At 51.8% G+C, this 21,519-nt stretch carries 22 protein-coding genes; 3 read left to right on the top strand and 19 right to left on the bottom strand.

Annotated elements, in window-relative coordinates; translation table 11 throughout:
• Nucleotides 1-64: 64 nt before the first annotated feature.
• Nucleotides 65-634: an NUDIX domain-containing protein gene (locus D3P08_RS08215; RefSeq protein WP_119599026.1), complete on the bottom strand. Its 570-nt coding sequence runs from the start codon at nucleotides 632-634 to the stop codon at nucleotides 65-67.
• 94 nt (nucleotides 635-728) lie between these two features.
• On the opposite strand from D3P08_RS08215, the gene mciZ reads away from it, so the two are divergent.
• A complete protein-coding gene (gene mciZ / locus D3P08_RS08210; protein WP_119599025.1) occupies nucleotides 729-938 on the top strand; it encodes a Z-ring formation inhibitor MciZ in 210 nt (69 codons plus the stop codon).
• On the opposite strand, the gene D3P08_RS08205 is transcribed toward mciZ, so the two are convergent.
• The 6 genes from D3P08_RS08205 to lpdA form a co-directional block, all read right to left on the bottom strand.
• A complete protein-coding gene (locus D3P08_RS08205) occupies nucleotides 910-2,040 on the bottom strand; it encodes a M20/M25/M40 family metallo-hydrolase (protein WP_119599024.1) in 1,131 nt (376 codons plus the stop codon). The genes mciZ and D3P08_RS08205 overlap by 29 nt on opposite strands.
• 178 nt (nucleotides 2,041-2,218) lie before the next feature.
• Nucleotides 2,219-2,911, bottom strand: coding sequence for a lipoyl(octanoyl) transferase LipB (gene lipB / locus D3P08_RS08200; protein WP_119599479.1), 693 nt, complete (start codon nucleotides 2,909-2,911; stop codon nucleotides 2,219-2,221).
• 18 nt (nucleotides 2,912-2,929) lie between these two features.
• On the bottom strand, nucleotides 2,930-4,252 hold the full coding sequence (locus D3P08_RS08195) for a dihydrolipoamide acetyltransferase family protein (RefSeq protein ID WP_119599023.1): 1,323 nt from the start codon (nucleotides 4,250-4,252) through the stop codon (nucleotides 2,930-2,932).
• A gap of 52 nt (nucleotides 4,253-4,304) precedes the next feature.
• On the bottom strand, nucleotides 4,305-5,288 hold the full coding sequence (locus D3P08_RS08190; RefSeq protein WP_119599022.1) for an alpha-ketoacid dehydrogenase subunit beta: 984 nt from the start codon (nucleotides 5,286-5,288) through the stop codon (nucleotides 4,305-4,307).
• Entirely contained in the window at nucleotides 5,288-6,322 is a 1,035-nt protein-coding gene (locus D3P08_RS08185) for a thiamine pyrophosphate-dependent dehydrogenase E1 component subunit alpha (RefSeq protein ID WP_119599021.1), read from the bottom strand. Before D3P08_RS08185 ends, D3P08_RS08190 begins: the two co-directional genes overlap by 1 nt.
• Nucleotides 6,323-6,422: 100 nt before the next feature.
• On the bottom strand, nucleotides 6,423-7,850 hold the full coding sequence (gene lpdA / locus D3P08_RS08180; RefSeq protein WP_119599020.1) for a dihydrolipoyl dehydrogenase: 1,428 nt from the start codon (nucleotides 7,848-7,850) through the stop codon (nucleotides 6,423-6,425).
• Nucleotides 7,851-8,070: 220 nt separating this feature from the next.
• Here lpdA and D3P08_RS08175 point away from each other — a divergent pair, with 220 nt between their 5' ends.
• Together D3P08_RS08175 and D3P08_RS08170 are read left to right on the top strand one after the other, a co-directional pair.
• Nucleotides 8,071-8,364: a DUF2627 domain-containing protein gene (locus D3P08_RS08175; protein ID WP_119599019.1), complete on the top strand. Its 294-nt coding sequence runs from the start codon at nucleotides 8,071-8,073 to the stop codon at nucleotides 8,362-8,364.
• A 135-nt stretch (nucleotides 8,365-8,499) separates the two neighbouring features.
• The gene (locus D3P08_RS08170) at nucleotides 8,500-8,664 is read left to right on the top strand and encodes a mechanosensitive ion channel protein MscL (RefSeq protein WP_119599018.1); all 165 of its coding nucleotides are present in this window, start codon (nucleotides 8,500-8,502) and stop codon (nucleotides 8,662-8,664) included.
• 1 nt (nucleotide 8,665) lies between these two features.
• Here the strand turns inward: D3P08_RS08170 and D3P08_RS08165 are convergent, their stop codons facing one another.
• From D3P08_RS08165 to folD, 12 genes are all read right to left on the bottom strand, one after another.
• Nucleotides 8,666-9,769, bottom strand: coding sequence for a diguanylate cyclase (locus D3P08_RS08165; protein WP_119599017.1), 1,104 nt, complete (start codon nucleotides 9,767-9,769; stop codon nucleotides 8,666-8,668).
• A gap of 128 nt (nucleotides 9,770-9,897) precedes the next feature.
• Nucleotides 9,898-10,710, bottom strand: a complete 813-nt coding sequence (spo0A, locus tag D3P08_RS08160) for a sporulation transcription factor Spo0A (RefSeq protein ID WP_119599016.1) — start codon at nucleotides 10,708-10,710, stop codon at nucleotides 9,898-9,900.
• Between the two features lie 266 nt (nucleotides 10,711-10,976).
• Entirely contained in the window at nucleotides 10,977-12,308 is a 1,332-nt protein-coding gene (gene spoIVB / locus D3P08_RS08155; RefSeq protein ID WP_119599015.1) for a SpoIVB peptidase, read from the bottom strand.
• A 121-nt stretch (nucleotides 12,309-12,429) separates the two neighbouring features.
• Nucleotides 12,430-14,142, bottom strand: a complete 1,713-nt coding sequence (gene recN / locus D3P08_RS08150; RefSeq protein ID WP_119599014.1) for a DNA repair protein RecN — start codon at nucleotides 14,140-14,142, stop codon at nucleotides 12,430-12,432.
• Between the two features lie 24 nt (nucleotides 14,143-14,166).
• Nucleotides 14,167-14,616 carry a transcriptional regulator AhrC/ArgR gene (gene ahrC, locus D3P08_RS08145; RefSeq protein WP_119599013.1) on the bottom strand — a complete coding sequence of 150 codons (450 nt, stop codon included), beginning with the start codon at nucleotides 14,614-14,616 and terminating at the stop codon, nucleotides 14,167-14,169.
• 21 nt (nucleotides 14,617-14,637) lie between these two features.
• Nucleotides 14,638-15,102, bottom strand: a complete 465-nt coding sequence (locus tag D3P08_RS08140; RefSeq protein WP_119599012.1) for a hypothetical protein — start codon at nucleotides 15,100-15,102, stop codon at nucleotides 14,638-14,640.
• Nucleotides 15,103-15,249: 147 nt separating this feature from the next.
• Nucleotides 15,250-16,074 carry a TlyA family RNA methyltransferase gene (locus D3P08_RS08135; RefSeq protein WP_119599011.1) on the bottom strand — a complete coding sequence of 275 codons (825 nt, stop codon included), beginning with the start codon at nucleotides 16,072-16,074 and terminating at the stop codon, nucleotides 15,250-15,252.
• A gap of 14 nt (nucleotides 16,075-16,088) precedes the next feature.
• Nucleotides 16,089-17,987: a 1-deoxy-D-xylulose-5-phosphate synthase gene (dxs, locus tag D3P08_RS08130; RefSeq protein ID WP_119599010.1), complete on the bottom strand. Its 1,899-nt coding sequence runs from the start codon at nucleotides 17,985-17,987 to the stop codon at nucleotides 16,089-16,091.
• Between the two features lie 120 nt (nucleotides 17,988-18,107).
• A complete protein-coding gene (locus D3P08_RS08125) occupies nucleotides 18,108-19,022 on the bottom strand; it encodes a polyprenyl synthetase family protein (RefSeq protein WP_206098940.1) in 915 nt (304 codons plus the stop codon).
• Nucleotides 19,023-19,024: 2 nt separating this feature from the next.
• Nucleotides 19,025-19,279 (bottom strand): exodeoxyribonuclease VII small subunit, encoded by a 255-nt coding sequence (xseB, locus tag D3P08_RS08120; protein WP_206098939.1) that lies wholly within the window; start codon nucleotides 19,277-19,279, stop codon nucleotides 19,025-19,027.
• Nucleotides 19,269-20,645: an exodeoxyribonuclease VII large subunit gene (xseA, locus tag D3P08_RS08115; RefSeq protein WP_420819023.1), complete on the bottom strand. Its 1,377-nt coding sequence runs from the start codon at nucleotides 20,643-20,645 to the stop codon at nucleotides 19,269-19,271. Before xseA ends, xseB begins: the two co-directional genes overlap by 11 nt.
• Nucleotides 20,645-21,505, bottom strand: a complete 861-nt coding sequence (gene folD, locus D3P08_RS08110) for a bifunctional methylenetetrahydrofolate dehydrogenase/methenyltetrahydrofolate cyclohydrolase FolD (RefSeq protein WP_119599009.1) — start codon at nucleotides 21,503-21,505, stop codon at nucleotides 20,645-20,647. The genes xseA and folD overlap by 1 nt, the downstream gene beginning before the upstream one ends.
• Nucleotides 21,506-21,519: the final 14 nt, after the last annotated feature.

Here is a 21,519-nt window from a genome sequence, read left to right as displayed (position 1 = left end):
TCAATCTTAGAGGGTTGTCTCTTTCATTCTATGTCAGCCAAGGGGCCCGTATGACGATAGAGTGCTAGATGGTGCCGGTTAACGCATACAGCTTCCATGCGTAGACGGCCATGATCGTTTTGGCGTCGCTGATGCGCCCTTCTGTGATATAGGCTTCGGCCTGCTCAAGCGTAATGGCCTCCACTTGAATGTCCTCATCCTCATCGAGCTGCTGCTTGCCGGGCATAAGCTCGCTCGCAAAGTAGAGATACAGCTTCTCATCGGCAAATCCCGGCGACGTGTAGAATGCGCTGAGCAGCTTCAAATCCTTCGCCCGATAGCCGGTCTCCTCTTCGAGCTCACGGGCCGCTGCAGCCATGGGATCCTCCCCGCCGTCGAGCTTTCCCGCCGGGATTTCGATTTGGTATTTCTCCAGCGGCTTTCTGAACTGTTCGACGACGAGCAGCTTGCCGTCCAGCAGCGCCATTACAGCAGCCGCTCCGGGATGCCGGACAATCTCTCTTGTCGCGCTCCTGCCGTCCGGCAGCGAAACCGTATCCACCTGAAGCGAAATGATTTTGCCTTGGAAGACCGGCTCCGAATGGAGCGTCTCCTCCCGCCATATCGCATGCGCTCTTTGATCCTTTTCTAACATGCCGTCTCTCTCCCTTGTTCGCTATGCCTGCGAAGCATATCTTGTCTGCCCTCCGCATACCTATCCACTAAATAAGGAGACAGGAGCTGATGATATGAAGCAATACGTCGCCCCGGGCAACTATCGACTAGTCGGCAAAGGATGGGAAATCCGCCGGCAGCTGCGCCAGATGACAGCCGCAGCGCCGCACGGTCTTCTCCTAACCCGCTTTACCGCAGAGCTGCCTCCCATAAAAGTAATGCTTGGAGGTCAAAGCATTGTACAGACGAAATCCGTTACTTCTGAGCCGCTGCCTGCTGGATAATTTCAACGACGAGCCGGGCCGTCTTCACGAGATCATCCGTTTTGATTTGCTCCTTCGTCGTATGGATATGCTCGTAGCCGACGGCCAGGTTCACGGTAGGCACGCCGAGTCCGTTAAAGACGTTCGCGTCGCTGCCGCCGCCCGAATGGAACGTTTTCGGCGTTTCGCCGATATTTACAATCGCTTTTTTCGCCAGCTCCACGACCGGATCCCCATCCGTATATTTGTAAGCGGGATAAATCACGACGCTATCGAATTCCGACCGTGCTCCGAACTCCTCCGCCGCGCTTTCGACCGCTTGTTTCATCGCCTCGACCTGCGCATCCAGCTTGTCTTGAACCAAGCTGCGCGCTTCCGCATCGAGCTTCACAAAATCGCATACAACGTTTGTAGCGCCGCCGCCTTCGAATTTCCCGATATTCGCCGTTGTTTCGAAGTCGATTCGGCCAAGCTTCATCCGGGAAATCGCTTTGGAAGCGACTTGAATCGCGCTGATGCCGTCTTCCGGATTAACGCCCGCATGAGCCGATTTGCCGTACAGCTTGATGGTAATTCTGGCTTGCGTCGGAGCGGCTACCGCGATATCGCCGATTGAGCCGTTGGAATCCAGCGCATAGCCGAAATCGGCCTTCAGCTTGGAAGCGTCCATATGTCTGGAACCGAGGAGGCCGGATTCCTCGCCGACCGTAATGACGAATTGGATAGGACCGTGGGGAATGTTATTTTCCTTCAGCACACGGATCGCTTCGAACATTGCCGCAAGACCCGCTTTGTCGTCGGCGCCTAGAATGGTTGTGCCGTCACTCCGAATATAACCGTCATCATCAAGCTGCGGCTTAATGCCGTTGCCTGGTGCCACCGTATCCATATGGCTCGTGAAAAGCAAGGTCGGCGCGCCTTCGGAGCCTTTGGCCTCCAGCAAGGCGAACAAGTTGTTTGCGCCATGTCCGATTTTGGCACCGGCGTCATCCTCCGTGATCGAAAGCCCCAGCTCGGTGAACTTCCGCTTCAGCACCTTGCTGATTTCGGCTTCGTTTTTTGTTTCGCTGTCCACTTGAACCAATTCCATAAATTCCTGAATTAATCGATCTTTTTGGATCATCCTGTTTCCTCCGTCCGTCTCTATCGTTTACAATAGAATATAGTCTTCTTATATTTCGTTTATGAAAGGAGAATCTCTCCATGCGCCAACAAAAGGTCATACGCATCGTAGCAATCGTTGTCGCTTCCGCGCTTTTAATTACGACGATATTTGCCGGCATCGGCTCGCTGTTTTTAGGCTAGATCCGTTTAAATCCGAATTGCTTCAGGAAGAGCGGAAGCAGCTCGTCCGCGGCCGCTTCCACGCTTAAATCGCGGCCCGTCAAATCGTTAAACGACGTAACGCCATATTGCTGGATTCCACAAGGAATAATGCCCGCGAACCCTTCGGAGGCGATTCCGGATTTAATATTAAGGGCAAATCCATGGCTCGTAACAAACCCTCTGCGGTGGCGCGCTTTGTTAAACTTAACGCCGATCGCCGCAATCTTTTCGTCTCCGACCCATACTCCTGTATATTCCGGCTTTCGGCCCGCTTCTATACCATATTGGCCAAGCCAATCGATAATGACTTGCTCCAGGCTCCTTAAATAAGCGTGAAGATCGAGACCGACCGCGTCCAAATACAGGAGCGGGTATCCGACGAGCTGCCCCGGTCCGTGGTAAGTAATGTCTCCGCCCCGGTCGATTTCGAAGAGCGATATTCCTTTTGCGTTTAACTCTTCCTCATTCAGCAGCAGATGCTCGGGGTGCCGGTCGGATCCCATCGTATAAGTCGGCGGATGCTGAAGAAGGAGAAGCGTCTCCGGACGCTCCTCCCTATCGATTTCCTTCACATATGTCTTTTGCAGCTCCCACGCTTCCGCATATGGAACCATCCCTACATAACTGGCAGCGAGCGGCGTTGCTTCAAAATCCGTTTCGGCTTCCATCATGCCCATTCCTCTTCTCTAATACAATTTGCTTTCAATCGTGAAGCTTTCCAAATTGTCCTTCACCCGTTGAAGGAACCGGCCGCAGATGACCCCGTCCAAGATCCGATGATCTAACGACAAGCAGAGGTTCGCCATCGAACGGACCGCGATCATATCGTTGATGACGACAGGCCGCTTCACAATCGATTCGAATGTCAGAATGGCCGCTTGCGGGTAGTTAATAATCGGATAAGACAGGATGGAGCCGAAGGAGCCTGTATTATTGACCGTAAACGTGCCGCCCTGCATATCCGAAAGCGTCAGCTTGCCTTCGCGCGTCTTACGCGCCAGCTCGTCGATTTCTTTGGCCAGGCCGGCGACGTTTTTATGATCCGCGTTTTTGATAACGGGCGTCAGCACAGAGTCCTCCGTGCCAACCGCGAGCGAGATGTTAATGTCGCGTTTAACAATAATCTTATCAACAGCCCACGTCGAATTCATGATCGGGAAATCCTTAATCGCGTTAACGACGGCCTTTAACAGGAATGCCAAGTACGTTAAGTTAATTCCTTCCCGCTTCATAAACTCGTCCTTTAATTTGTTGCGAAGGATAACCAAGTTGGTTACGTCCACCTCGATCATCGTCCAGGCGTGCGGAATTTCGCTGACGCTTTGGCGCATATTGCGCGCGATCGTATTGCGAATCGGCGTCACGTCGATAAACGTTTCGCCGCGCCCCGGCGCAGCGCTTTCGATCTCGATCTTCGGAATTCGCGGCGTCTCGGACAGGTGAATGCCGGATGAGCGGACCTGCACGACCGGATCCATCGACGCCGGGGCGGCTGGAGCAGCGTGAGCCGCATTGTTCTTATGCGCTCCGCTTGCCACGTATGCCAGCACATCCTTGCGCGTAATTCTGCCGCCAAGCCCCGTTCCCGGAACATCCGCCAGCCGGACGCCGTGTTCGGCGGCGAGCTGCTGCACGGCCGGAGAGAATCGGCCGCGCATCGGAGCGTCTTCACTCAGGAGCGTCGATGCCGCAGGTTGTACGGAAGCTCCCGCGTTAACGCTAGGAGCTTGCGGCGCCTGCTGCGGCATAGACGCTTCCGCGCTTTCTGTCTCGATCAAGCAAACGGGGGTTCCGACCGGAACCGTCTCTCCGTTGCCTACTAAAATTTTTACAAGCTTGCCGGAAACCGTGGACGGCAGCTCGGCATTCACCTTATCCGTTACGATTTCACAGATCGGCTCATAGATGTCCACCATATCTCCAGGCTGCTTCAGCCATTTGTCGATCGTTGCGTTCACTAGCGATTCGGCCAGCTGCGGCACGACGATTTCCATTATCGATTTATTCATATCACCAACTCCCAACTATCCATGCCTTCTTCGTTCGCACTCGCGATACCGATTAATATAAAGCCAGGTTTCTCATCGCTTCTTTTACTTTATCCTTGTTCAGCAGGAAAAACTTCTCGCCGGGCGGATTAATCGGCATCGCCGGCACATCCGGTCCGCATAGACGCATAATTGGGGCGTCAAGCTCATACAGCAGTTCTTCTGCGATAATGGCGGATACTTCGGCTCCTACGCCGCCTGTTTTGTTATCCTCATGAATAATCAGGACTTTACCGGTTTTGCGGACGGCCTCCAAAATCGCTTCCTTATCCAGAGGCTGAAGCGTGCGCAGATCGAGAATATGAGCGCTGATCCCTTCCTGCTGCAGCTCTTCCGCCGCCTGTTCGACGAAGCGAAGCGGCATGCTGTAGCCGATAACGGTAATATCATCGCCTTCGCGCAGCACATTCGCTTTGCCGATCTCGACGATGTAGTCGTCCTCCGGCACTTCGCCGTTAATGAGCCTATAGGCTTTTTTATTTTCAAAGTAAAGAACCGGATCTTCGTCCCGCACGGCCGCTTTCAGCAGTCCTTTAGCATCGTAAGGCCGGTATGGGGCTACAATTTTAAGTCCCGGAGTGCCGAAAAACACCGATTCCGGGCACTGCGAATGATAAAGTCCGCCAAATATGCCGCCGCCGATCGGAGCGCGGATGACAACCGGACAGCTCCAGTCGTTATTGGAGCGGTAACGGATTTTGGCCGCTTCGCTAATGATCTGATTCGTCGCCGGGAACATAAAATCCGAATACTGCATCTCCGCAATCGGCTTCATGCCGTACATCGCGGCGCCGATTGCAACGCCGGCAATCGCCGACTCGGCAAGCGGCGTATCAAGCGCCCGGTACTCGCCGAACTGCTCGTGCAAGCCTTTTGTCGTTGTAAAGACGCCGCCTTTGACGCCGACATCCTCGCCAAGGACGAAAACGTCCTCGTCCCGTTCCATCTCTTCCTTCATCGCAAGCCGGATCGCGTCGATATAATCCATTACAGCCATTAACGGTTCCCCCTTTGCGCGCTATCATTCGCGTAAACGTGAAGCAGCGTCGTCTCCGGCGCTGGGAACGGCGCGTTATCGGCGTATTCCGTCGCTTCGTCCAGTTCTTTGCGCACCTTTGCAAGAAGCTCCGCGTCAAGCTCTTCATTCCAAATGCCGCAATCGATCAAATATTGCTTGAACTTCGGAATGCCGTCTTTGGCGCGGTGCTCTTCCACTTCTTCCTTCGTCCGGTAAGCCAGATCGTTGTCGGAAGTCGAATGCGGAGACAGACGGTACATCATCGCTTCGATCAGCGTTGGGCCCTCGCCCGCTACCGCCCGGTCTCTCGCCTCTTTCACGACCCGGTACATCTCCAGCGCGTCGTTGCCGTCCACCTGTAAGCCAGGGAAGCCATAACCGATCGCGCGGTCGGCCACTCTGCCCGCTAGCTGCTTATGGATAGGCACGGATATCGCGTATTGGTTGTTTTCGCACATTAAAATTACAGGCAGCTTATGAACACCCGCAAAGTTGCAGCCTTCATGGAAATCGCCCTGATTGCTGGAGCCTTCGCCGAACGTGACAAAGCTGACTATCGGTTTTTTCTTCATTTTAGCGGCCAGCGCGATGCCGACGGCATGCGGCACCTGCGTTGTCACCGGGCTGGAGCCCGTTACGATCCGCAGCTTCTTGTGGCCGAAATGGCCCGGCATTTGACGGCCACCGCTGTTCGGGTCCTCCGCTTTCGCAAATACAGACAGCATGAGCTCGCGAAGCGTCATGCCGACGGACAACACGAAGCCGTAGTCGCGGTAATAGGGCAAGAAGTAGTCATTGTCCCGGTCCAGCGCGAACGCGGCCGCCACTTGGGCAACCTCCTGCCCGATGCCGGATACGTGAAAATTAACTTTGCCGGCGCGCTGCAGCAGAAGGATGCGCTCGTCGAACTTCCTTGCTTTAACCATCTGCGTATACATATTGATAGCCTGCTCATCGCTAAGCCCTAATTCCAAATGGCGAACCTTTTGACTTGCAGAAGACATCCCGGTCATAAAGGTATTCCTCCTTCATTTGCCCATCAATTATAACCTGGTACTAAGACCACATCACATTCATTATAACCGTTCCTCGGCTAAAAAGAAAATCTTCCCTTCAAAACGCGATTGCCTTCCCGTCCACAGCCAGCATCGCTTCGCCTATCGCTTCCGACAGCGTCGGATGAGGGTGCACCATTGCGCCTACTTCCCATGGCGTCGCGTTGAGCCATCCCGCAAGGGACGCCTCGGCGATCAGATCCGTCGCATGCGGTCCGATCATGTGCACGCCGAGAATATCGTTTGTTTTACGATCCGCAATGACTTTCACGAACCCTTCCGCCTCCCCCAGCACAAGTGCTTTACCGATCGCTTGGAACGGGATTTTGCCAATCTTAATATCATGTCCTCTTGTGCGCGCCCCGTCTTCCGTGAAGCCGTACGACGCAATTTCAGGGCTGGAGTAAATGCAGCGCGGTATCATATGATGAGGCAGAATATCAGGCTTCAAGCCGTTGATATGATCCGCGGCAATCAATCCTTCGTGGGCCGCCGCATGCGCCAGCTGAACGCCCCCGATGACATCGCCGATGGCATAAATATGCGGTTCTGTCGTCTGGCCGTATTCATTCACTTCGATAAAGCCATCCTTAGTCCGAACATCCGTATTTTCAAGTCCGATCCCTTCGATGTTGGCGGTCCGGCCGACCGATACGAGCAGCTTGTCCGCGGTAAGGTTGACATTGCCATCCGGCGTTCCCGCTTGAATGCTGACGCCTTCCGTTCCTGTCTCAAAGCTGGCGGTGTCCAGCATGACACTGGTTAAGACGCGAACACCGCGGCTTCGAAGCGACCTCATCAAGGCGGCTGACACTTCGGCGTCCTCTCCCGGAAGCAGTCTGGCGCCCGCCTCTGCAAGCGTGACATTAACGCCGAAATCCTGCAGCATGGAAGCCCATTCTACCCCAATGACGCCGCCGCCCACGATCAGAATCGAGCTCGGAAGCTTGTCCAGCTCAAGCGCATCGTCGCTGGTCAATATGTATTCCCCGTCTGCCTTAAGCCCTGGAAGCATTCTCGGTCTGGATCCTGTGGCGATAATCAGATTCGAAGATACAACTGACTCCATCTCGCCATCCGCCAGCTCGACGGCCAAAGAACCGCTTTTCGGCGAAAAGATCGATGGTCCGATCACTCTCCCTTTTCCATGGATAACTTCAATGCCATTTTTTTTCATTAAGCCTTGAAGACCGCGATGAAGCTGTTCGACTGTCGAAGATTTGCGAAGCTGTACTTTATTGAAATTAAGCGATACCGCGTCTTCCGATACGTCAATCCCGTAGGCTGCCGAATGCAGCAGCGTCCGGTATACCTCTGCGCTGCGAAGCAGCGATTTGCTTGGAATGCATCCCTTATGTAAACATGTGCCGCCTAGCTTATCCATCTCTACGATGGCAACCTTTTTGCCTGCCTGCGCAGCCCTAATCGCCGCCGTATACCCGCCAGGCCCTCCGCCAAGCACAGCTACGTCCACTGTAATAGCCAATCCCTTCGCCTCCTGTATATCATCAATATATGTTTGTCCAGTATGATCATGCATTGCGCGCATCTTATAGCATAAAGCCGCAGTACCATTGTACCCCTTTTTGCCCGTCTTTTCACCGTCATCTTCGAAAATAGACACCTTTCATAGAAAAAGGTATGATAGAGGGAAGAGTTCAGATTTACTTAACCGAAGAAGATTGGAGCAAGGAGTCTGCAACAAAATGAAATTAATGATCTCCCGTTTTATCGCCATTATTATGCTTGTCGTTCCCGGCATTATCGCCTGCTTCGGATTTCTGAAGATGAAAGACGCTGTCTTCATTTACTTTTCCGATTTTGGCAACGATGCGGTGACACCTGATTTTCAGTGGCTTCGCTTTCTCCTCGGCCTCGTTATGTTCGCTGCAGGAGCCGGTTTTATCGGCGGATGGATCTTCTTCCGTGACCGCAAACGCAATTATGTAGCGCCAAGATTCAAAGAGAAGCGCCCTCGACCTCCCAAGCCTCAGGCTTAGCGTCGATGGCGCTTTTTCATTTTACATGGTGATAATGATCTCGTCCAATATTTACAAAAAGCCGGAATAGGCTTAATTCTTCGGTAACGATAACAACCTACAATGGACTCATCTGAACGAAGGGAGGCGAGCGCATTGCACATTGTGTTTGATGTGATGGTTGACGGCAAAAAAACAGAGACGCTTCGGCCTAATAAGCAGAAGCTCCAAGATATCCGCGCTTTCATGCGAGAGGAAGCAGTACGGCTGATCCGCAAATATGGAAGCAACGTATATGTCAATCGCAGATTTGAATATTAATTCAAATCTGCTTTTTTATTGCGCGGCTTGAACGAACGGCATTTCTGCCATCCGTCTTTGCTTGATACAAGGCGCCATCGGCTTGATCGATCAAGTCGTCCCGGTTCGTATCGGGATAAGTCGCTACGCCGATCGATACCGTCAGGCGGATGCTCTGGCCGTCGTTCAATCGAAAATGATGTTGTTCAACGGCAATTCGAAATTTCTCTGCAATGGAAAGCGCATGCTCATGAGGCGTGTCATACATCAGCACCGAAAACTCTTCCCCACCGTTTCGCGACACGATATCAAAGGTTCGGGCAGTTTGCATCAGCAGATCCCCCAATTGTTTAAGTACCGCGTCACCGTTGCTGTGGCCGTACCGGTCATTTACTTTTTTGAAATAATCGATGTCCACCAATGCGATGGACAAGCAATCCTGTTTCTCCTCTGCCGCTTGAAGAGAGGTGTTAAATTTTTGATCAAACGTTCGATGATTGTGAAGCCCCGTCAAAAAATCCACTGTCGCTTCCCGCTCTACTTTATCGAAATACGCTTTCGCTTTTGCAAGAAATTGACTTAAATACGCCGTGAACCATCCGCCCAATGACATCATGATTATATAAATGAAGATAGGTAATAGGCTCTTCTCGCGAAGATTGACATAAAACACGATACTGGTCAAAACATTGCAGACGAGCAGCGCATAAGTCCATTTCTTCCAATAGGATAATTTGCTTTTAAACAACAATCCGACCACAACCGCAATCAACAGCGTATTAGCCGATGCGACAACGGTTGCTGTCGAGATCGCGCCGAACGCAAACATCCTCATTAGAAATACTATAAGTCCCGTAATGGCCGAAGCGGCTACTCCTCCGTGCAACGCTGCGATAACAAGAGCAATTTGGCGAAAATCAATAAAAGAACCGTCGGTTTGCACGGTAAACACCATGAGCAAGATACCGAGAAGACCAGCAATGAACCCAATAAGCAATTGATTTGCGAACGATGTCGGAGGTCCTAACGCGCGCTTGCGAAAAACGAATTGATTGACCAGAAATAAATAAGCGGTGACGATCGAAAAATTGGCGATTACATCTTGGACGGTGTTAAAAATATTCAATGCTGTCTTCCCTTCAACGTATAAAAGTATGTCTGTCCCTATTATAAAGTATTTTCATTTCTCAGCACACAAATAAAAAACCACCCTCTAGAACCAATAATGGATTCGTAAAAAGGTGGTTAATGCCTTTAGCTTACCTTATGCTCGATCCGCAGCTTGTCGGCGACCATCGCGATGAATTCGCTGTTCGTCGGCTTCGACTTGCTGATGTTAATGGTGTAGCCGAACAGGTGGCTGATGCTGTCGATGTTACCCCGCGTCCATGCTACCTCAATAGCGTGACGAATCGCGCGTTCCACTCGTGATGGCGTTGTTTTGAACTTTTCGGCAATCGCCGGGTAAAGCGTCTTCGTAATCGCCCCAAGAATCTCGATGTTGTTGTACACCATCGTAATCGCTTCGCGCAAATACTGATATCCTTTAATGTGCGCAGGTACGCCAATTTCGTGAATAATACTGGTAATATTCGCATCCAGGTTTTTGCCCTTCGCGAGCGGTACGACATTCGATTTCACTGTCGTTGTGCTTGTGCTGTAAGACGAGGATGAACTGAATGTCGAATTGCCAACCAGCTGACGGATTCGGTTTGCCAAAATATCCATGTCAAATGGCTTCAGTATGTAATAGGATGCTCCGAGCTGTACAGCCTTCTGCGTAATATTCTCCTGGCCAAAGGCAGTCAGCATAATAATTTTAGGCATCGGAGACAAATTCATTTCTTTTAAACGCTCGAGTACGCCTAAACCGTCCAAGTGCGGCATAATAATGTCCAGAATCAGTATATCCGGAACGTTCCTGGATTGCTCCAGGTGACGAATGACCTCTTCACCATTGTAAGCGACCCCGCTTACATGCATATCACTTTGTTCGGATATATATTCCGATAACAGGTTGGTAAATTCTCGGTTGTCATCTGCCAATAATACTTCGATCTTATGCAAAATGTAATCCTCCCTTAAATGATATTTATGACTTCGATCATTAGCTGCCTGCCTTTACGTTTTCGACACTGCTTACCGAATTCCTTCTGTCGAAAATCTTTTTTCTTTATTTTTTTATTAGAGTTCGATATAATTAATAATTTGTTCCATAAGTCGAAGTTTTTCGTAATGGTTCGACAAAAACACATGTCGAATGACGAAAAAGAAACGCCCTCCGCTAAAAGGCTTTGCAGAAGACGTCAAATCCAATATTTAATTCATTTCAGTTATGCTGCTTCATCTCTTTGGTTAATGGTTGGGGATTTCAACAGCACACCGGCATCTTGAAGCATCCATTCAATAAAACATCCGTAACCCGAGGACGGGTCGTTAACAAAAACATGGGTCACTGCGCCGACTAGCTTTCCGTCTTGGATAATCGGGCTTCCTGACATCCCTTGCACAATGCCGCCCGTTTTTTTGAGCAGACGATCATCCGTAATTTTGATGACCATCCCTTTGGTCGCCGGTCCGGACTGCTTGGAGACATGAACGATTTCGATATCAAACCGTTCAACCTTTTGACCGTTAACAACGGTAAGGATTTGAGCAGGACCTTCCTTTACGTCCTCCGCAAAAGCTACCGGCAGCGATTTGCCGTTATAGCCATGATCCGGGGCCTCCTTCATCTTTCCGAAGATGCCGAAAGGCGTATTGCGTTCAATGTTGCCAAGAACTTTGCCTTCCTTCACAAAATTTGCTCTTTTTGCGCCCGGCTCGCCTGTCTGGCTTTTGTTAATGGACGTTACGCTGGATTGCAGAATATGTCCTTCTCCGACTTCGATCGGCGTCTGCGTATCCATATCCGTAATAACATGTCCAAGCGCTCCGTACACGCCTTGTTCCGGGGCGTAGAAAGTCAAAGTACCTACCCCTGCAGCCGAATCGCGAATATACAAACCAAGCCGCCAAGCTCTGTCTTCCGCGTCGTACACGGGGCTTACTTTTGTTTTGCCAATGTGGCCACCGCGCTTATAAGTCACTTCAAGAGGCTTACGGTTGAGGCCGTATTTTTCGCACATCTCTCCAACCTTATGGACCTCGTTGACGGGTAAGCCATTAATATTCGTAATCAGATCGCCAAGCTTTAACCCGGCTTCCTCACCCGGAGACTGCTTGGAGCCGCTGCCGTCTCTCACCTGATGGTGGCCGACAACGAGGACACCCGCCGACTTCACTTTCACGCCGATTGTTTGTCCTCCCGGGATGACGCGCAAATCCGGTACAACATTGACTTTAACTGTCCTGAAAGGAATTTTACCAAATAATTTCACCTTCATGTTGGTCTGACCGCTTTGATTCGGTTGCAGTGACAGCGGTTCGTTCAAGTTAACGGACAAAGATTGTTTGGATGTGCCGTTCACTTGCAGCATTTGGGGATCCACCGTAACTTCCGCATGGACGGGTACTCCAACTTGCAGACGTTTCATTTGGCCAGAGAATAAACGTAGTTCATTCGGAAATGCGGCGAATTGTTGAAACGGGGTGGAGAAACCGACCATGCAGACGAAGGACACGAGGATCAGCCCAAACCATCGCTTCCGTGGATTGGAGTTCAATGATTTCACGCTCCCTGTCATTCCATCGCATGACGAAAAAGGTTTTCGCCAATGGCGTACCTTTAAGTTACCCTGCACCCCATCTTTTATGTCCGCAAAAACATTCCCTGAATACCTTCCTTTACGCCCCCTTTAAACCATGAGCCAAATCAAGCATTTCTTGCGCGTGATGCTTTGTTTTTTCCGTTACTTCCACTCCTCCGAGCATGCGCGCAAGCTCCTCTATGCGCATATCCAGCGAAAGCTCCGATACCGATGTAGACGTTCGGTCATTATAAACCTGCTTCTTTATTTCATAATGATGATCCGACATGCAAGCGACTTGCGGCAGATGGGTAATCGAGAACACCTGGCATTTCGAAGATAAGCTCGACAGCTTCTCAGCGATTGCCTGAGCCGCTCTTCCGCTGACGCCGGTATCGACCTCGTCAAATATAAGCGTAGGAATTTGATCGATCTCCGCGAATATGCTCTTGAGCGCCAGCATAATGCGGGACATCTCGCCGCCTGACGCGATTTTGTTCAGCGGCTTAACCGGTTCCCCCGGATTGGTGGACAGCATAAATACCGCATCATCCATTCCGCTAGCATGCAGCTTGACGCGTAATCCGTCTGACTCTCCATCAGCCTTATTGGCCAGGGCAACCTGAAATCTTGCCGCCGGCATCTGGAGATGCCGCAGCTCGTGCTGGACGGCATCAGCAAGCCGTTCGGCTGTATGCTGCCGCAATTTCGATAATTCGCGCGCGAGCTGCACCGCTTGTTTAAACAGCGCTTCTTCCTGCTGCTTTAACATCGTCAGCATCTCGTCCCGATTTTCGATTTTATCCCGTTCTTTTATGGTTTGTTCCAGATAAGCCAATATATCTGGTATGGTTTCTCCGTATTTCCGTTTTAGTCCGTTAATTAAATCCAGTCTGTCTTCGACGATGGAAAGCCGCTCCGGGTCTGATTCGATTCCATCTCTGTAATCTCTAAGCTGGAAAGCTACATCCTCCGCTTGGTAATAAGCGGATTGCAGCTGCTCCACAAGCGGACCTAGCACAGAAGGATCGTAAGATTGGATATCAGTAAGCTTAGAAATCGCTCGGCTGAAAGCATCAAGCCCCTTGTCGCCGTAAAGCAGTCCATACGCGTCGGAAGCCGCGTCCATACGCTTGCCGGCGTACATTAGCTTCTGTCTTTCTTCTGCGAGCTCTTCGTCTTCGCCTGGCTTTAGCTTTGCGCTTGAAATCTCTTCGATCTGAAAACGGTATAAGTCCAGCATTTGCACATTTTGCCTTGAAGTATCCTCAACCTCGCGCAGAGACTGGCGAACTTGAGACAGCTGTGCGTAAAGATGCTTATATTGTTCCCTCCGCTCCAGCAATAGATCGCCGCCGAACTGGTCAAGCCATTCCAAATGCTGGTCGGTGCGAAGGAGTGATTGATGCTCATGCTGTCCGTGAATATTAACCAAATATTCGCCGATTTCACGAAGCATGGTAATCGTAACGAGCTGTCCGTTCACTCTGCAGCTGCTCTTGCCCTGGGCCGAAAGCTCTCTGCGAACAACCAGCATCTCCTCCGCCTTGTATTGAATGCCGAGACGATCCAGCTGCTTCCACACCGGATGCTGCTGCGGAAGATCGAACATGGCTTCCATTTCGGCTTTGTCGCAGCCGTAGCGAACCATGTCTGCGGAGCCTCGTCCGCCTACAATAAGACTTAGTGCATCAATGAGAATCGACTTGCCGGCTCCTGTCTCTCCGGTTAATACATGAAAGCCGTGATGAAAAGCAACATGAATCTCTTCAATAACCGCTAAATTTTTAATCGATAACTCGCGCAGCATGGGTTTGTCCTCCTTATCATGTCCTTAATTCATAACGCCAAGCAATCGCTCTACGATTTGAGCGCTTTGCTCTTTCGAACGGCAAATAATGAGAATGGTGTCGTCGCCGCATATGGTGCCCATCACTTCGGACCATTCCATGTTATCGATCAGGGCGCCAATCGCGTTCGCCGTACCCGGCAGGCACTTGAGCACAACAAGATTGTCCGTGTAATCGATATGCGCAAAATGGTCCAGCATTGCCCGTTTGAGCTTGTGTACAGGATTTTGCCGTTGTTCGAGAGGCATCGAATATTTGTATCGGCCCTCGCTTACTGGGACCTTCACGAGCATCAGTTCTTTGATGTCCCTGGAGACAGTAGCCTGCGTCACTTGCATGCCGGACGCGCGAAGCGCCTCGACGAGCTCTTCCTGCGTTTCAATTTCGTTATTAGAAATGATCTCTCTAATTTTAAACTGCCGAATACTTTTCATGATTGAAATCCCAACCTCCGCCTAATCGGCTATATGGAATGTAATTTTTTTTACGGTCTTCTCGTTCGCGTCGGCGTACAATATTCCTGCGCAATCGGGAAGCAGCAGCGCGTAGACCAGCAAGCGCTCTCTGAGTCCGCTAGCGGTCCAATCCATCGGCATTCTCTCGCGGGCCGTCTTCACGATATAAGTTAGCTCATCCTTCTCTGCTATGTAATCAATATAGATGCGGGTTCCCTTGCCAAGGGGTTTGTCGTCTAGCTCGACCGGAATCGGAACGACGTGTTTGCCTGACACAACCTTATACCCGTGACTTTCCAGCAAGGCGACATTAACATCATCGTCGTCAATGGCGCCGCCTTTCCCAAGCTTCACTCGATTCAGGGCCGCCGGCGCGTGAAGCCATCGATAGAAGGCCCCATACAACCAGATCAACAGGAGTAAACCGGCGACCGCCATAATAAACCAATCCCCATACTTACCCATCGGCTGCTCTCTCCCATCCGATTAGGAATCATATAAGCGAACGTCTGTTTGGTCTTAGTGTATCAAATAATGGACAGGCCTGTAAAGCAAAAAGATGCCTAAACCGTTCAAAACTGGTCGGCATCCTTCTTGGCTGCAAATTATTATTTATGATTTAAACGTATCGTTCGCTTCTTTCACAAGCTTGCTGAGCTCCGCCTCCGCAGGCTGTGGGGCTCCCGGCTCGCCCCGCCACACCCAATAAGCCAAAAATTCGATATTGCCTTCCCCGCCTGTTATTGGCGAGAACGTCATATCCCGTAATTCGTAGCCCAGCTCAGACGCCATAGACAGCACTGACCTCAGCACATCTAAGTGGACGCCAAGCTCGCGCACGACGCCGGATTTCCCCACTTTATCGCGACCGGCTTCGAACTGCGGCTTAATAAGCGCAACAACGCCGGAACCTATCTGCATTAACGTGGCAAGCGTAGGCAGTATGAGCTTTAGTGAAATAAAGGAAACGTCAATACTCGCAAAGGTTGGCTCTGGACCCTCCAGCTGGGATCGCTCCAAATATCGGAAATTCGTTTTTTCCATTACCTTCACTTGCTCGTGCTGCCGAAGGGACCAATCCAGCTGATTGGTGCCAACGTCGATCGCATATACATAAGCCGCGCCGTGCTGAAGCGCGCAATCCGTAAACCCGCCAGTGGAAGCGCCGATATCAAGCATCACTTGGCCATTCATGTCGATGCCAAACGTTTTGATCGCCTTCTCGAGCTTAAGACCGCCGCGGCTGACGTACGGATGTACGGCGCCTTTCACTTTAATGTCGGCAAGTCGCGGCACTTTCATGCCGCTTTTATCAATCGGCTCGTTGTCGACGAGAACAAGACCTGCCATCAGAGCTTTTTTTGCTTTCTCCCTGCTGTCGAAAAAACCGCGCTCCACCAGCAGCACATCAATCCGTTCTTTTGCTGTTGTCGTCATAATATTCCTCGCATTTAGGTCTGTCCGGTTACCCGCTTCATTCGGCGCGGCGCCATCGAACGAAGCTCGTTTGCGACGCGCTCGGCCGTCAAACCGACTTCCTCACGCTGCTGCTGAATGGAGCCGTGCTCCACGAAAATATCGGGAACGCCGACGATTTTGACCGGTACATCATAGATCCCCTTTCGGGAATAAAACTCAAGCACCGCGCTGCCGAAGCCGCCAAGCTCGGAGCTCTCCTCCAGCACCAGAATGCGTTTGCCTTCCTCCGCGAGCGCGAGCAGCATCTCTTCATCAAGCGGCTTGATGAACCGCGCGTTTACGACGCCGGCGCTTATGCCTTCGCGCTTCAAAATGTCCGAAGCCTGCTCCGCCACTTGAATCATCGGACCAAGAGCGAGTATCGTAAACGCCTCTCCTTGTCTCAGCGTCTCCCAGCTACCGATCGGAATCGAAGTCGGTTCGGCATCGAGCGGTACGCCGACTCCGTTAATTCTAGGATAACGAACCGCTATCGGCCCGTCGTTATATTCGATTGCCGTCTTCATCATGCGGCGCAGCTCGTTCTCGTCCTTCGGCATCATGATGACCAAATTCGGAATATGACGAAGGAATGCGATATCATAGACCCCTTGATGCGTCTCGCCGTCCGGTCCGACAAAGCCGGCACGGTCAATGGCGAACACGACATTTAAATTTTGTCTGCAAATATCGTGGACGACCTGATCGTAGGCGCGCTGTAGGAAAGTGGAATAGACGGCGTAAACCGGCTTCAACCCTTCCATTGCCATTGCGGCGGACAATGTGGCCGCATGCTGTTCGGCAATGCCGACATCGATCATGCGGTCCGGGAATCTTTCCGCAAAATCCATAAGTCCCGAGCCGCCGGGCATCGCAGGCGTAATCGCTACGATCCGCTTATCCTTCTCGGCCAGCTCAATGAGCATATCTCCGAAAATTTTCGTATACATTGGCGGTCCGACAGCCTTGACCATCTGGCCGGATTCAATCTTGTAAGCGGACGCGCCGTGCCATTTGTGCGAATCGGCTTCCGCCGGTTGATAGCCTTTTCCTTTCACCGTGAGCACATGTACGAGTACAGGCCCCGGCACCGTATCCGCCTGCTTCAAAATTTCAAGCAAGCCTTCCATGTCGTGACCGTCTACCGGGCCAAGGTAGGTGAGCCCGAATTGCTCGAACAAAATGCCGCTGACCAGCAAATACTTCAGGCTGTCCTTAAACCGTTCCGCTGTCTTCGCCAGCTTGCCGCCGATCGCCGGGATTTTGTTCAGGAAATGCTGCAGCTCATCCTTCGCCTTCTGGTAATGGCGGTCCGTACGAATTTTTCCTAAATAGTGATGCAGGGCGCCGACATTCGGCGCGATCGACATCTCGTTATCATTAAGAATAACCATCATATTGCGCTTCTCGTGCCCGATATGATTCAGCGCCTCCAGCGCCATGCCGCCCGTCAAAGCTCCGTCGCCGATTACGGCGACTACGCGGTTATTCTCGCCTTTCAAATCTCTGCTAAGCGCCATGCCCATTGCAGCGGATAAAGATGTGCTGCTGTGCCCGGCTTCCCAGACGTCATGCTCGCTTTCGGAACGTTTGACAAAGCCGCAAAGCCCTTTATATTTCCGGAGCGTATCGAATTGATCCTTCCGGCCCGTTAAAATTTTATGAACATAGGACTGATGTCCGACATCGAAAATAAATTTATCTTGAGGACTATTAAACAGATAATGCATGGCGAGCGTTAATTCCACAACGCCTAAATTAGGCGCGAGATGGCCGCCCGTAACGGACAGCTTCTCGATTAGAAACTGCCTAATCTCCTCGGCTAGCTGTCTGAGCTGAGCCGCCGTCAATGCTTTCAAATCTTGTGGTGCGTTAATTTGATCCAGCAGCACGATGCTTTCCTCGCTTTCCGCTTTCGGGGACAGATGTTGTCCTTTGAACGTCTACATTTTACCTATTATAGCATATATACGATAGTAATCCCAATCAGGTAACAGCAGCGGATAAAGCTGTCAATGATCGCGTTGGACGAGATAGTCGGCTATACGCAGCAGCTGCTCGGGCGAGGCCAATCCGGCTTCCGTCACAGCATCTTTGGCTTCTTGCGTCAGTCGTGACACCATCGCAATGCTTTCTTCCATGCCTACAAGAAACGGATACGTCACCTTCTGCTGAGCCACATCGCTGTTTGTTCGTTTGCCCAGTTTTTTCTCGTCGCCGATTACATCCAATATATCGTCCTGAATTTGAAATGCAAGACCGATATTGCGCGCGTAGAGAGATAGCAGTTCCAGCTGCTTAACGGATGCGCCTCCAATGCGCGCGCCTGCCTTAACGGAAAAAACAATGAGATCGCTTGTCTTGTGCAAATGAATGTACTCGAGCTGCTCTATTGTTGTAATGCCCTGTTCACCCTGCATATCGGCTGCTTGTCCGCCAACCATGCCGGCTGCTCCCGCGTATGTCGCCAAATCCTCGACGATGGCAAGCCCGGCGTCAAGCGGCACGCCATCTTCGCGAACGGCTTGCGGAATAAGCCGGAAAGCATGAGTGAGCAGCGCGTCGCCCGCGAGAATCGCCATCGCTTCGCCGAATACCTTATGATTCGTCAGTTTGCCGCGGCGATAATCGTCGTTGTCCATGGCTGGCAGATCGTCGTGGATTAAAGAATACGTATGGATATATTCGACGGCACAGGCAATGCGCATTGCAGATTTCCAAGCATCGGCAGAACCGTTAATTGCATGGGCGGCCGTCAGGACGAGCGCCGGACGAATCCGTTTGCCTCCCGCTTCAAGCGAATAATTCATCGCCTCGCGGAGCGAGACCGGCACATCCCAGTCGGACGGCAAGGACGTTTGCAGCGCTGCTTCCGTCGCTTCGGCGCATTGCTTTAAATATTCGCGAATATCAACGCTTGCGTTCAAGCTTATTCCCCTTTATCTTCGTTTGCCGAAACAAACGGTTTTTTCTGGAAGCCGTTCTCCGACTCCACCAGCAGCTCGATCTTGCTTTCTACCTGCTCCAGCTTGCCTCCGCAGAGCTGAGAAAGCTTCATGCCTTCTTGGAACAAATCGATGGCGGTCTCGAGCGGCACATCGCCATTCTCCAGCTTGGATACAATAGACTCCAGACGCTGCATCGCTTCCTCAAAGCTTAGCTCTTCTAAAGATTCAGCCTTCATTCTGCTTACCTCCTTCAATCGATCGGACATGACACGCCAACTGCCCGTCTGCCAGCTTGACCTGAATCTCATCTCCGGCCGACAACTGCCGAACGGATTTCACGAGACGGCCTTCCTTCGTATCGTATACAAGACCGTAGCCGCGCGCCATGACCTTCAGCGGGCTTAACGCGTCTAGCTGACCGATCATCCCGTGCAGGCGAAGCTTATGCTGCTTGACCAATGCATTCGCAGCCAGCTCCAGCCCTCGAGCCGCCGCTTGCAATCGCTTCGAAGCATGATCCAGCGCTTCACCGGGATGCTGGCCTGCCAGCCTCGCTTGCAGCTTGTCCAATCTTGCGCTCTCGCGGCTAGTTCTTCGCATCATCCGTTCGCGGAGCTGCTCGGTCAACCGGTCAAGCCGTTGCGCTTGGTCGAGCATATAGCGCTTCGGATGCAGGAAAAACGGCGATCTTCTAATACGGCTCAGCCGTTCCTTCTCCCATTGCGTGCGCTGGCTCATCGCGCCTGCCAGACGCTGCTTCAGCCGATTCACTTGCTGCTTCAGCTCCGCAATATGAGGCACAGCCAGCTCTGCAGCTGCAGTCGGCGTAGCTGCGCGCAAATCAGCGACAAAATCGGCAATGGTGAAGTCCGTCTCATGCCCTACCGCGCTTATAACCGGCACTGAAGATGCGGCGATCGCCCGGGCGACTGCTTCCTCATTGAACGCCCACAGCTCCTCAAGGGAGCCGCCGCCCCGGCCGACGATCAAAACGTCGCAGCCGCCGAACCGGTTCAACGCGTCAATTGCGCTTACGATCGATGGAGCCGCGCCCTTCCCCTGCACCAGCACCGGGTAGATATAGACCGGAATAAGCGGATATCGGCGCTGGAGCGTGGTCATAATATCTCTAACCGCCGCCCCTGTCGGCGACGTAATAACCCCGATCGCTTTCGGGTAGGCGGGAATCGGCCGTTTGCGGGATGCCGCGAACAACCCTTCGCCCTCGAGCTTGCTCTTCAGCTGCTCGAACGCCATATATAGACTGCCGATTCCGTCAGGCTGCATCGCCATAACATAGAACTGGTAGTTTCCATCCCGCTCAAACACCGATATATTGCCGCGCGCGATTACCTTAGCTCCTTCCTTCGGAATAAAGGGCAACCGGGCGTTGTGCGATGCGAACATGACGCATTTCAGTCTGCTGTCGCTGTCCTTTAACGTAAAGTACATATGCCCGCTCGAATGATGCGTAAAATTCGAAATCTCCCCGCGCAGCCACACATCGCCCAGAACAACGTCGGACTCCAGCTTCATCCTTATGTAGCGGTTTAGTTCCTTGATGGAATAAATTTTCGTTTGCTGTTTCCCCATCGCGGTCATTACACCTCGATTCCGTTAGCCCTCTTCGCAGCAGTAATCGTATTTTTCATCAGCATCGTAATTGTCATCGGGCCTACTCCGCCGGGAACCGGCGTAATATAGCCTGCAGTATCGAGGCAATCCTCATAATCGACGTCGCCTGCCAGCTTGCCGTCCGCCATTCGGTTAATGCCCACATCGATCACTACGGCGCCTGGCTTTACAAAGCGGCTGTCAATCGCTTTCGCTTTGCCGATCGCCACGACCAGAATATCCGCCTGCTTTGCGATCGCCTCCATATTGGCCGTACGGGAATGACAGATCGTAACGGTTGCATTTTCGCGAAGAAGCAGCATAGCTACAGGTTTGCCGACGATATTGCTTCGGCCGATTACAACGGCATGTTTGCCGGATATTTCGACGCCGCTTCGCTTAATAAGCTCAATAACGCCTGCAGGCGTACAAGGCAGCAAGCTGTCGTCGCCGATCGTCAAGTTGCCTACGCTCTCCGGATGGAATCCGTCGACGTCTTTGTCTACGCGAATGGCGTCGATCACCGCTTTTTCGTTAATATGCTTAGGCAGCGGCAATTGAACCAGTATGCCGTTAATCGTAGATTGCTCGTTCAATTTTTGGATAAGGGCCAAGAGCTCGCCTTCGGACGTTTGCTCCGCCAAACGGTGCACCTCTGAATAAATGCCCAGCTGCTGGCACGCCTTCTCCTTCGAGCCGACATACACCTTGGAAGCCGGGTCTTCCCCCACCAGAATAACTGCAAGTCCAGGCACAACGCCGCGAGATGTCAGGGATGCCACTTCCTCCACCATCTCCGTGCGCATTTGATCCGATATTTTTTTGCCTTCAATAATGTGAGCGCTCATTCGTAACCTCTCCT

The sequence above is a fragment of the Paenibacillus nanensis genome, assembly GCF_003583765.1.
Classification (GTDB): Bacteria; Bacillota; Bacilli; order Paenibacillales; family Paenibacillaceae; genus Pristimantibacillus; species Pristimantibacillus nanensis.
Note: the sequence above shows the minus strand (reverse complement) of the source record. Positions and strands in the feature narration are given on the sequence as shown.